We start from the raw sequence: 11,279 nt of genomic DNA on the forward strand, positions 1-11,279 counted from the left end.
CGAGCGATACCGTCCATATAATTGATAATAGTTTTATCGGCAAGGTTTTTTAAATCGAGAGCGATCCTAACATCATTAAGGATAGGAAATTGTTTGATTTTGTCATTTATAGATTTAGTATTCATAGTTAATCAGTCCTTTCTGTATAAAATGACAACTAAATTATAAATAAAAAAAGCCATCATAAGAAAGATGGCAAACAAAAAAATATAGAAAACATAAAGAAAGAATTGAGCTAACGCGTAGCGTTTTAGTACAATGGGTACAAAACGCTTCCCACTAAAAAAAGATAAAGCTAATGGCAATTTAGTTTTTGAAAAATGCTGATAATTAAAAGCTACAAGTAAACCAACAATTATTCCAACTAAAGTATTTGCTGTGTTTTGAAAAGCTAATGGCACTTCATCTATTGGGATATTTCTAATTAAAGAAACAGCCTCAGGCGATAAAATCTTTACGACAACCAAATAACAAACAACTGCACAAATCGCCACTGTCATATCTTTTTCACGAGTCATACCAATTGCAATCCCAACTGCAAACAATAATGGTAAATTATCAATTATTGCTGTACCAGATTCTATCAAAAACGCTGATATCCAGTTATTGCTCCCCCAACCGACTGGATCGATCCAATATCCAATTCCTTTTAATAATGCTGCTATCGGCATTATTGATACTGGTAACATCAAAGATTTTCCTAAACGTTGAATATAGTTCATCATTTCCCTACCTTATTATAAATTAATCGTCCCAAAATAAAATATTGCAGATTGATCATCTCTGCATCTTTGTAAAATTATAACCTTTAATATCAAAATCTGTCAACCAAAATAATAATCCAAAATAAGGTAAGCAATTGATAACATCTCTCCAACTTTATTTTTTTAGTAATCCAAAATTAAGTTGACATTATTAAGATTACAAGGTAGAATCTAATTGTGATGTTACTATTAAATTAGGCATTAGCAGTTATTTTTTGACAGCTAATGCCTTTTAATATATTTATAAGGAGGAACGAAATAGAATGCTTTTTATCCAAAAAATAATAACTTTAAATAAAAAAAATCATATATGTGCACCTGTTAGCGGTAAAATCGTTCACTTACAAAATGTTCCTGATAAAGCATTCGCCAATAAATTAATTGGCGATGGTTTAGCAATTGAAGTATCTTCAAACTGTATTTGCGCACCCTGTCAAGGAATAATAAGCGTAATTGCTCCAACAAAACATGCTTTTGGAATTTTAACACCTGATGGTGTAGAAATATTAGTTCATATTGGTATCCAGTTATTAAAACCTAATGCTGCTAACTACAAATATCAAATCAAAGTTGGCGATCATGTAAAAGTTGGAACTCCTATTGTTACATTAAGTGAAGAATTATTAAAAAAATATAATTATAAAATTATTACTCCTATCGTAATATGCAATCATTATAATCATCCTATCAAAGCAATGACGACTGCTTCATCAATTAAAGCTGGTAAAACCATTTATACTTACCGTTAACAAAAAAAGAATAGGATTATATCCATTGATATAATCTTATTCTTTTTTATTATAAAAGATACAAAAAATATTATTTAATCTACATTTTCATCCAATTTGACAGCTTTAAAAAGATTCCAAAACTACCATTTTTTCGTTTACTATTTTATTAATACTTTTGCTCATCTCTAGATCTAATCAAAATAATAATATTACTATTAATAACATATGCAAAATCTTCAATCGTTTGATTCGATACACATAGTGGGTCATCATGTTTTAAATAATAATTATGTAAAGGATATTGGGCATGACTAATATCAATGTAACTATCTTTTAATGCAAACAAAGAAAAATATTTATAACCTTCATTCATAATTTTATGTTTACCCGGTTTTAAAAGTTCAATTATATTTTGACTATCAACAATTCTAATTTTTACGTTTTGATATTTTTCCAATAAACACATCGCACTCAAAAAATGATCTAAGCGCCCACCGGTTACACCATAAATATCAATTTCATCATAGCCTTGTAAAAGAGCATATTCCACTGCCGCATGACTATCGGTAACATCTTTTCTAGTTGGCAGCCGCTCTATTTTTAATTTCGTTAATAAATTCTGATTTTCCATTGAATCAAAATCACCAATTGCATAAATCGGTCTTATTCCTTGTTCAATTAAAATCTCAACACCACGATCAACACCTATATAATTTAACGAATGATCAAGCTCTTTAGCTAAAGCACTACAAATTCCTATTTTCATTTTAATGACTCAATTGCCTTTGCATAATCATCACTATTAAAAATATAGCTGCCAGCAACAAGAACATCAGCTCCAGCCTGACGGCATTGTTTTGCAGTAATCTCATTTATTCCGCCATCTACTTCAATTAAATAATGATACTGATGATCCTTTTTTAATTTTGCTAGAGTGGATATTTTATCAAGGGCTATAGGATTAAATTCCTGTCCGCCAAAGCCTGGTTCAACCGACATTACCAGCACTAAATCTAATTTTGATAAAAAAGGCAGTATCTCTTCTACTGGCGTATTCGGTTTGATTGAAATTCCTACATCAACATGTTGATTTTTAATATAATCTATTAAGTTATCTACTTCTTCCTTAACGACTGCCTCATAATGAAAAACAATCAAAGATGCTTTACTAGCAATAAAATTATCAATATATTTTGCTGGTTCACTGATCATCAAATGAACATCCAAATACATATCTGTAATTTTACTTACATCATTTAAAATACTGTGACCAAATGAGATATTAGGAACAAAATGTCCATCCATCACATCATAATGAATCCATTGAGCTGTTTCTATTTTGTTAATTTCATCTTTTAAACAAGTAAAATCTGCTGACAATAATGAAGGTGCTATTTTAACCATACTTTTTTTCCTCTTTCTTTTTCGTATCTTGTAAATTCATTAGATAATGCTCATAACGCTCTTTAGAAATCATGCCATCAGCTACTGCCTGTTTTACACCACAATCAGGCTCACTATCATGCAAACAACCTCTAAATTTACATTTATGACTATACTCTTGAAAATCATGATATGCAATAGCTAATTCTTCAGGTTTTATATTTAAATCTAATGAAGAAAAACCTGGTGTATCCCCAATATATCCATCATACATTTTAATTAATTCAACATGTCTTGTCGTATGCTTCCCGCGTCCTAATGATTTAGAAATATCGCTTGTCTCTAAATTTAAATTAATATCCAAAGCATTTAATAAACTACTTTTTCCTACCCCACTTTGCCCAGTAATCACTGTTGTTTTATCTTTAAACACAGTTTTTAATTCCTCGATTCCTAAGTTATTCTTCGAACTCACTTCATAAACGCGATACCCTGCTTTTCGATAATCCTTGATATATTTTTTTACTTCTTTGTCACCTAAATCTATCTTAGATATAACGATTATTGGTTCAATCTGCAAATGTTCGATCACTAATAGAAATTTATCTAATAACATCGAAGAAAAATCCGGCTCTTTACATGAACTAACAATTAAAGCCTGATCAACATTACAAATTGGTGGGCGAATTAGAAAATTCTTTCTTGGTAATAATTTCATAATATAGTTATCTTGATATTCAACATAATCACCAACAAGGGGCTTAATTTCGTCCTTGCGAAATTTACCCCTTGCCCGACATTGAATTATTTTATCACCATCTTCAACATAATAAAACCCTGATAACGCCTTAATTATTCTACCTTGTGACATTAATTTCCTCCTTAATCATCTGTAGAAATTTCCGGTTTTGAATCATAATAATATAATGTAATGGTTTCACCATTTTTATCAACTGTACTAAAAGCATCTGGACTTTGTCTTATTACTCGATTAATAGTAATATTTTTTATTTCATCTTCACTCAATGAATCAGTTGATAATTTGTTGAGAACAACATTAAAGTTTTTACTCTCTAAACGACTCTTTGCTGCATTGATTTCCATTCCTACAACATTAGGAACTTCTATTTTAAGGCCACCAGAAACTGTCAGTGTAATTGTTCGATCAGTTTCATCAGGATCTACTTTGTGCCCTTCTTGTAAACTTTGCCTTATTACTGTTCCTTGAGGCTTTTCAGATTCTTCTGTCTCTTCAATTACTTCAAATCCTAATTTTGCCAAAGCCTCTTTAGCTTTTTCAACATCCATTCCTACATAATCTGAAATAACTATATAATTTCCTTTAGAAACCGTTAATGTGATTTCACGTTCTTTCTCAGTAGGATCTACTTTTTCACCTTCATCGATACTTTGGTCAATTACAGTGCCTTTAGTCTTTGAAGAAACCTCATATTCAATAATCACATCAAATCCTAATTTATCTAAAGCTTTTTCAGCTTTTTCAACATCCATTCCTACATAATCATCAACAACAATATATTTACCCTTAGATATCGTTAACCTAACAACATCCCCTTCTTTTATTGTTGTTCCTTTTTTAGGATCTGTTTCAATAATCTTACCTTCATCATATTCATCAGACAATTCTTCAATAATATCATCACTAATGGTCACTTTATAATCTTTTAACAATTCTTCTGCCTGCTTTTGTGTTTTTCCCTCGAGATCAGGCATTAAATTTGTATCTGGCCGGATATTAACATAAAGTGCAAATACAATTACAGCAACAACAAATATTGTACCAATGATAATTGCCGCCTTAGCCTTAGTACTTAATCCCTTAAATTTGGTAATTAATTTTTTTAACCCTTTTTCTTCTTTAGCCTCTTTTATTGCTTCTTTTACCGGCGGAATATCCGCTGTATTTCCAGTATTAAATACAGAACGAGAATCAAGGACTATCGTAGGTTCCGGCTCACTATCATAAGTAAATTTAAGTTTTTCCTCATCTAAACGATCCATACAAGTATTAAGGTCTTCCAGCATTTCATTTGCATTATTATACCGATCATTCAAATTTTTAGCAGTCGCTTTAATAATTATATTTTCGACTGATTGTGGAATTGAAGGATTAAATTCTAATAACGAAGGTAGATCTTCCTGCATATGCTTCAAAGCAATATTTACTGGAGATTCACCGTTAAAAGGAACTTCACCACGTAACAGTTCATAAAAAACGATTCCTAAAGCGTAAATATCACTTTGTACTGTTGCTTTTTCACCACGTGCCAGCTCTGGTGCCAAATAATGTAAAGATCCCATAATTACATCCGTTTGTGTCACCTGTGCTAATGACTGCATAGATGCAATTCCAAAATCTGCAATCTTAGCTACCCCACTATCAGTTACTAAAATATTTTGCGGTTTTAAATCGCGATGAATGATCCCTAACTGATGTGCCTTAGCAATTCCACTAACTACCTGTTTCATAATGTCTATTGCTTCTACAACGTGCACAGCACCACGCTTTAAAATCAACTCTTTTAAAGTTGTCCCCGGGATATATTCCATAACAATATAATATTTGTCGTCATCTTCACCGACATCATATATCTCAACTATATTTCGATGTGAAAGTGCTGCTGCTGCGCTAGCCTCACGTTGAAATCTTGTTACATAAATAGGATCTTTAGCTAAACTTGTTCTAAGAATTTTAATCGCAATCGTCCGATTTAAAATAATATCTTTAGCTAAATAAACATCCGCCATACCACCTTGACCAATAAGCTCTAATAATTCATAACGTTCTGCAATTATTTTTGACATCCTATTTACCTCCCCTATTATCAATAATAGCTACAGCAATATTATCATAACCACCATTTTCATTAGCTAAATCAATTAATTCATTTACCATATAAGGAACCTTTATATCTTTTCTTAACACCTCGATTATTTTACTTTCATCAAGACTATTATATAAACCATCACTGCAAAGTAATAATAAACTATTTGCAAATTCTAATTCAATCAATGAAGGTTCTATTTTAGTATCGGCACCGATTGCCTGCATCAAAACATGTTTTTGACTATGATTTTTTCCTTCTTCTTCACTAATCACGCCACGTTTAATCAATTCATTAACTAAAGTATGATCTCTAGTTACCTGAATCAAATTATCATTTTTCAAAACATATGCACGACTATCGCCAACATGAGATATGTACAGCATATTATCCATAAAAACTGCCACAACGATCGTCGTCCCCATACCACGATGCTCAATATTTTGCATCGCTGTTTTTTTCACAATAATATCAGCCTCAATTATCGTTTCCTTTATCCATTTTTTTACCTCATCAACATTATCAAACGGCGGAATACAATTAAAACAGCTTACCACATGTTCAATTACTACTCTCGAAGCTATTTCTCCCGAACGGTGACCACCCATCCCATCACAAACAACTGCAACGATTTGATCTTTTGTATTAACGATTACTGCTGCTTGATCCTGGTTTTTACTTCTCACCTTACCGATATCAGTTTTTGCATAATAGTTCATTATTTCACCTCACTTCTTTTAGCCCTTAACTGTCCACAAGCACCATCGATATCGCGCCCATGTTCTTTACGCATCGTTACATTTATATGTAATCTGAGTAATTCGCTTTTAAATATTTCGGCCTGTTCTTTAGAACTAGGCTGATAGCCATGTTCATCAACACTATTATAAGGAATCAAATTAACATAAGCATTTAACCCTCTTAAATAATGAGCAAGCTGACGAGCATAGATAATATCATCATTGATATCTTTCAACAAAATATATTCAAAAGTAACCCGCCGATTAGTTTTATTAATATAATCACTAACTGCTTTTCGTAAATCATCCATTGGATACACTTTGTTTATCGGCATTAATTGATTACGGATCTCATCATTTGGAGCATGTAAAGAAATCGCTAAATTAGTTTGAATACCTTCATCACTATATTTATTAATACCATCAATTAAACCACAAGTAGAAATTGTGATATGTCGTGCTCCGATCGCTAGACCATGGGGATGATTGATGATTCTCACAAAACTCATCACATTATCATAATTATCAAACGGTTCCCCAGTCCCCATTACAACTACATGACTTATTCGCTGTGCTATATCCTGCTGGACCTTCATGATTTGAGCAACCATTTCTCCCGGTGTCAAATTTCGCTGTTTATTAAGCAGTCCGCTGGCACAAAATTTACATTTCATGTTGCAGCCTACCTGACTTGTTACACATAAAGACTTACCATAATCATGAACCATTAATACTGATTCAATCAAACTTCCGTCTAGTAATTCAAATAAATACTTAATTGTTCCGTCCTTAGATATTTGTTTTTCTTTGATCTTTAAAACATCAAATCTAAATTCTTCTTTCAAATTATTTCTAAGTTCTTTTGATAAATCTGACATCTCATCAAATTGATAAGCATCTTTTTGATAAAGCCAGCTAAACACTTGTTTTGCTCTAAATGGCTTTTGCTTTATTAAAGCAAAATATTCAGTTAACTGTTCTAAAGAATAATCATAAATATTTTTCATCTTATTTTCCTTTTTCTAATTTACACATATAAAAACCATCACTATCATAAACATATGGCAAAATCTTCTTTTCTTCAATTATCCGCATATCTGGATATTTATCAAGAAATTGTTTTATCATCAGTTCATTTTCTTTTTTATTTATAGTACAAGTACTGTATACCATTTTACCATTATTTTTCAATAAATAGTAGGCATTGTCTAATAATTTTGTTTGTAAAGGGATCAGCGTATCCATCACTGTAGAATCATGATATTTAATTTCCGGTTTTCTTTTCATCACCCCTAAACCACTGCATGGCGCATCTAATAAAATCCTATCAAACGTTTCTTTTGGATAATCATCTTTCAAAGTTGTCGCATCTTTGACATGTAGTTCTACATTAGTTATCCCCAAACGTACTAAATTATCATTAACTAATTTGATTTTATGTTCAAACAAATCATAAGCAATGATCTTGCCACTATTTTCCATCAATGCCGCTAAATGAGCTGTTTTACTTCCAGGAGCACAGCACATATCCAATATCAACTCATTTTTTTGCGGATCTAATAACGGCGCTACAAGCTGGCTGGATTCATCTTGAATCGTCACTGATCCGCTTTTAAAATATTTTGTATCAGCAATATTTCCAGCCTCATATAAAACAGCATCTAAAGCTAGATTTCCCTTTTTAAAAGCGCTGTCTTTCAATAGCTCTTCTTTATTTATTTTTAGTGTATTGACTCTTGCCGCTCTAACTGGGGGCATATTATCATGAAAACAAATCTTTTTTGTCACTTCTAAACCGTATTGTTTACTTAACATTTTTACCATCCACAAAGGATGACTGGTTTCAATTGATAATCGTTTTAATTCATCGGCTTCATCAATATTTCTTTTACCGTTTCGAAGATAGTTTCTAAGAATGGCATTAACAAATTTACCAGCATATAAATTTTTATTTTTAGCCAGTTTCACAGCCTCATCAATAATTGCATATGATGGTATTTTATCTAAAAATATCAATTGATATAATGACATCAACAAAATCAATCTTTCCCGATTTTTAACTTTCTTGTCCTTAATATACGGTTCTAATTGATATTCAAGATATATTTTATTTTGAATCGTCCCATACACTATTCGTGTCGCTAAATCTTTATCATTTCTTGATAAATCACTATTTTGTAAATATTCATTCAAAGTTATATTTAAATAACTCTGTTCATTCCAATATTTTAATAAAACTTCTAATGCAACTGCTCTTGCCATAAATTTCCTTTCTACATTTGACTATAGGGATTAAAATCACACACAACATTTATTTTAGTCCCATTTTTATTATAAAATCTGCTCATCTTTTCCAATACTGGATATATTTCCTTACTATTAATAAACTTTATCATGATTCGTTTGCGATAAATATCATGCATCCGATAAATTAAACTATTTGCTGGTCCTAAAATCATTACTTTACTTAACTGCTTTTGTAAATAAGTTTTAATTTGATCAGCACTTTGAATTACTATGGATTCATCATGTCCCTGAATCAAGATACTAACTAAATGAACATACGGCGGGTAATGAGCCATTTTCCGAAAATTCATTTCTTCTTTAAAAAAACCTAGATAATCATGATTTTTTACGCATTGTAAGACAAAGTGTTCAGGATTATAGGTTTGAATCAAGACAGTTCCTCTTTTTCGCCCTCGTCCACTTCTTCCAGAAACTTGTTCCAACAGCTGAAAAGTTCTTTCATTAGCCCTAAAATCAGGAATATTTAGGCTTATGTCCGCATCTAAAACCCCAACAAACGTAACATTTTCAAAATCCAGGCCTTTAGCTATCATCTGCGTTCCTAATAAAATATTGCCTTCTTTTCTCGCAAATTTTTCTAATAACTTATGATGTCCATCTTTATTCCTGGTAGTATCCACATCATAGCGAATTACTTTTGCTTTAGTAAAAGCTGCTTCTAACTGTTCTTCAACCTTTTGGGTTCCAATTCCTATAGGTTTTAAGTAATGACTTTTACAATTAGGACAGCTTGCAGGCATATCCATTTGATACTCACAATAATGACATTTTAATTTGTGATCATGCTTATGATATGTCAAAGTCACATCACAATGAGGACATTTTATCACTTCTTTACAATCAAGACAACGAATATATGTGGCATAACCACGTTTATTTAATAAAAGGATAACTTGTTCTTGATTATCCAAACAATTCTCAATTCTTTTTTTCATTTCTCTAGAAAACAAAGAATAGTTCTTATCCCTGATTTCTTTAGCCATATCTACTAATTCAATTTCAGGTAACGGAAATTGATTGATTCGTTTAGGCAAATTATAAAGATCATAAACACCCTTTAAAGCCCGACTGTATGATTCTAATGAAGGAGTAGCACTTCCTAAAACAACTGGACAATGATGATATTGTCCACGCAACCTGGCAATTTGAATCGTTTGATAGCGCGGTTTCGTTTCTTGTTTATAACTTGGATCATGTTCTTCATCAAGAATGATCAAACCAATTTTATTTAAAGGTGCAAATACGGCACTTCTTGCCCCAACGACGATTTTTACTTCATTATTTAAAATTCTTCGATACTCATCATACCTTTCTCCAGAAGAAAGTTTAGAATGAATGATAGCTACTTTTTTACCAAAGCGCTGTTTAAAAACATCGACCATCATTGGTGTCAAAGAAATTTCTGGAACCAGCATTAAAACTGTCTTCCCTTGATTGATTACATATTTTGATAAATGTAAATATACTTCTGTTTTCCCCGAACCGGTTACGCCATGAATTAATGCAGTATGAAAAGAATCACTTTTAGCGATAATGCCGTCAACGATTTTTTGTTGATCTAAATTCAAAGAAAATTCAGGTTCTTTTTCTATTTTCCCAGAATAAGGATCTCGATAAATTTCTTTATCGACAATTTGTACAGCCTGTTGTTCGACTAATTTATTAAGTAATCCTCGACTATATGGAAAATCTTTTAAAGTTGTATCATTGTTTTCTTTTAAATAAGCAAGAGCTTCTTTTTGCTTAGGTGTTTTAACATTTTCATTAATAACTTTGATTACCTTTTGATATTTAATACCAACACTTTTATTAGTGCTTGGTTTTAGCTGAGCTGGTAACATTGCTTGTAAACAACTGATTCGCGGTGCTAAAGTCAATTTAGCTAAAGTAAGTGATAATTCTTGTAATTCTTGATTTAACAGCGGCTTTTCATCAATAATTTCACTTATATAACGATATTTGAATCCTGCTTCCTGCTCTAATTCACTTTTAGTTAATTCACTATAATGAGATGCCATTACATATCCAATTATTTTTTGAGTCCCAAAAGTAATCGCAACCCGCACACCAGTTAATATTTTAGTTTTAGATAAATAATCAAAAGTTGTATCTAAAGCATGAGTTGGATGTTCGACTAATACTTCTACAATATACACTGTTATCATCTCCGTTTTTCCTATTCTATCATAAAACAAAAGAGACTTCATCATCAAAGTCTTTTGAGTTTCGTTATTTTGCATGTTTTTCAAGTGCCTTTTTAAAAATGATTAATATTTATATCTAACTTCATGATTTTTCTCACCTGTTTTTTGTTTTTGTGTTATTTTTTTCAAGCTAAAAAAGTGTCATTTTCATGACTTTTTTTATTTATCATTACCTTTCTTCTCATAGCTTCAATTCCAGCTGTACATATTCTTTCTTCTCTCTTATTCCCTGAAATTCTTTAATCCCTTTGTGTGCATATTTCAATATCTCCTTTATCCCCCTGCTTATCTGATAATACCATAA

At 31.4% G+C, this 11,279-nt stretch carries 10 protein-coding genes; 1 reads left to right on the plus strand and 9 read right to left on the minus strand.

Annotation, left to right across the window (positions count from 1 at the left end):
• Window positions 1-131: 131 nt before the first annotated feature.
• The gene (locus tag BR82_RS15920) at window positions 132-722 is read right to left on the minus strand and encodes a PTS transporter subunit EIIC (RefSeq protein WP_027090567.1); all 591 of its coding nucleotides are present in this window, start codon (window positions 720-722) and stop codon (window positions 132-134) included.
• A 305-nt stretch (window positions 723-1,027) separates the two neighbouring features.
• Here BR82_RS15920 and BR82_RS0113195 point away from each other — a divergent pair, with 305 nt between their 5' ends.
• On the plus strand, window positions 1,028-1,513 hold the full coding sequence (locus BR82_RS0113195) for a PTS sugar transporter subunit IIA (protein WP_027090568.1): 486 nt from the start codon (window positions 1,028-1,030) through the stop codon (window positions 1,511-1,513).
• Window positions 1,514-1,661: 148 nt separating this feature from the next.
• Here BR82_RS0113195 and BR82_RS0113200 read toward each other — a convergent pair whose 3' ends face one another.
• From BR82_RS0113200 to priA, 8 genes are read right to left on the minus strand one after another with little or no spacing between them, the layout of a single operon-like run.
• Complete coding sequence (locus BR82_RS0113200) at window positions 1,662-2,261, minus strand: thiamine diphosphokinase (RefSeq protein WP_027090569.1); 600 nt, start codon at window positions 2,259-2,261, stop codon at window positions 1,662-1,664.
• A complete protein-coding gene (gene rpe / locus BR82_RS0113205; RefSeq protein ID WP_027090570.1) occupies window positions 2,258-2,899 on the minus strand; it encodes a ribulose-phosphate 3-epimerase in 642 nt (213 codons plus the stop codon). The genes BR82_RS0113200 and rpe overlap by 4 nt, the downstream gene beginning before the upstream one ends.
• Window positions 2,892-3,749 (minus strand): ribosome small subunit-dependent GTPase A, encoded by an 858-nt coding sequence (gene rsgA, locus BR82_RS0113210; RefSeq protein WP_027090571.1) that lies wholly within the window; start codon window positions 3,747-3,749, stop codon window positions 2,892-2,894. Before rsgA ends, rpe begins: the two co-directional genes overlap by 8 nt.
• 11 nt (window positions 3,750-3,760) lie before the next feature.
• On the minus strand, window positions 3,761-5,704 hold the full coding sequence (gene pknB, locus BR82_RS0113215) for a Stk1 family PASTA domain-containing Ser/Thr kinase (protein WP_027090572.1): 1,944 nt from the start codon (window positions 5,702-5,704) through the stop codon (window positions 3,761-3,763).
• Between the two features lies 1 nt (window position 5,705).
• Window positions 5,706-6,443 (minus strand): Stp1/IreP family PP2C-type Ser/Thr phosphatase, encoded by a 738-nt coding sequence (locus BR82_RS0113220; protein ID WP_027090573.1) that lies wholly within the window; start codon window positions 6,441-6,443, stop codon window positions 5,706-5,708.
• Window positions 6,443-7,471, minus strand: a complete 1,029-nt coding sequence (gene rlmN, locus BR82_RS0113225) for a dual-specificity RNA methyltransferase RlmN (RefSeq protein WP_027090574.1) — start codon at window positions 7,469-7,471, stop codon at window positions 6,443-6,445. Before rlmN ends, BR82_RS0113220 begins: the two co-directional genes overlap by 1 nt.
• Before the next feature lies 1 nt (window position 7,472).
• A complete protein-coding gene (gene rsmB / locus BR82_RS0113230) occupies window positions 7,473-8,726 on the minus strand; it encodes a 16S rRNA (cytosine(967)-C(5))-methyltransferase RsmB (protein ID WP_027090575.1) in 1,254 nt (417 codons plus the stop codon).
• 11 nt (window positions 8,727-8,737) lie between these two features.
• A complete protein-coding gene (gene priA, locus BR82_RS0113235; RefSeq protein ID WP_034865111.1) occupies window positions 8,738-10,936 on the minus strand; it encodes a primosomal protein N' in 2,199 nt (732 codons plus the stop codon).
• Between the last annotated feature and the right edge of the window lie 343 nt (window positions 10,937-11,279).

The organism is Thomasclavelia saccharogumia DSM 17460, from assembly GCF_000686665.1.
Lineage (GTDB): Bacteria > Bacillota_I > Bacilli_A > Erysipelotrichales > Coprobacillaceae > Thomasclavelia > Thomasclavelia saccharogumia.